At 52.4% G+C, this 1,558-nt stretch carries 1 tRNA gene and 1 rRNA gene; both read left to right on the plus strand.

Annotated elements, in window-relative coordinates:
• A 16S ribosomal RNA gene (locus AAEY80_RS14180) occupies positions 1-1,387 on the plus strand; the annotation flags it as partial.
• Positions 1,388-1,479: 92 nt separating this feature from the next.
• Positions 1,480-1,556 (plus strand) — tRNA-Ile (locus tag AAEY80_RS14185).
• Positions 1,557-1,558 lie beyond the last annotated feature (2 nt).

The raw sequence follows: 1,558 nt of genomic DNA on the forward strand, positions 1-1,558 counted from the left end.
CGGGGAAACTCGTATTAATACCGCATACGACCTACGGGAGAAAGGGGGCAGTTTACTGCTCTCGCTATTAGATGAGCCTAAGTCGGATTAGCTAGATGGTGGGGTAAAGGCCTACCATGGCGACGATCTGTAGCTGGTCTGAGAGGATGATCAGCCACACCGGGACTGAGACACGGCCCGGACTCCTACGGGAGGCAGCAGTGGGGAATATTGGACAATGGGGGAAACCCTGATCCAGCCATGCCGCGTGTGTGAAGAAGGCCTTTTGGTTGTAAAGCACTTTAAGCAGTGAAGAAGACTCCGTGGTTAATACCCACGGACGATGACATTAGCTGCAGAATAAGCACCGGCTAACTCTGTGCCAGCAGCCGCGGTAATACAGAGGGTGCAAGCGTTAATCGGAATTACTGGGCGTAAAGGGAGCGTAGGTGGCTCGATAAGTCAGATGTGAAATCCCCGGGCTCAACCTGGGAACTGCATCTGATACTGTTGAGCTAGAGTATGTGAGAGGAAGGTAGAATTCCAGGTGTAGCGGTGAAATGCGTAGAGATCTGGAGGAATACCGATGGCGAAGGCAGCCTTCTGGCATAATACTGACACTGAGGCTCGAAAGCGTGGGTAGCAAACAGGATTAGATACCCTGGTAGTCCACGCCGTAAACGATGTCTACTAGTCGTTGGGTCCCTTGAGGACTTAGTGACGCAGCTAACGCAATAAGTAGACCGCCTGGGGAGTACGGCCGCAAGGTTAAAACTCAAATGAATTGACGGGGGCCCGCACAAGCGGTGGAGCATGTGGTTTAATTCGATGCAACGCGAAGAACCTTACCTGGTCTTGACATATCTAGAATCCTGCAGAGATGCGGGAGTGCCTTCGGGAATTAGAATACAGGTGCTGCATGGCTGTCGTCAGCTCGTGTCGTGAGATGTTGGGTTAAGTCCCGCAACGAGCGCAACCCTTGTCCTTAGTTACCAGCGGGTTAAGCCGGGAACTCTAAGGATACTGCCAGTGACAAACTGGAGGAAGGCGGGGACGACGTCAAGTCATCATGGCCCTTACGACCAGGGCTACACACGTGCTACAATGGTAGGTACAGAGGGCAGCTACACAGCGATGTGATGCGAATCTCAAAAAGCCTATCGTAGTCCAGATTGGAGTCTGCAACTCGACTCCATGAAGTAGGAATCGCTAGTAATCGCGGATCAGAATGCCGCGGTGAATACGTTCCCGGGCCTTGTACACACCGCCCGTCACACCATGGGAGTTGATTGCACCAGAAGTGGATAGCTTAACCTTCGGGGGAGCGTTCACCACGGTGTGGTTGATGACTGGGGTGAAGTCGTAACAAGGTAGCCGTAGGGGAACCTGCGGCTGGATCACCTCCTTATAGATGGCATTCGGTCAGCAAGAATTCACAACAAGTTGTTCTTTAGTTTAGCTAGTATTTATTATTAGCGCTTTGCCTTGACAGGCAGACACAGGCCTGTAGCTCAGCTGGTTAGAGCACCGTGTTGATAACGCGGGGGTCGGCAGTTCAAGTCTGCCCAGGCCTACCATT

It is taken from the genome of Psychrobacter sp. 78a-MNA-CIBAN-0178 (genome assembly GCF_040309625.1).
GTDB lineage: Bacteria > Pseudomonadota > Gammaproteobacteria > Pseudomonadales > Moraxellaceae > Psychrobacter > Psychrobacter okhotskensis.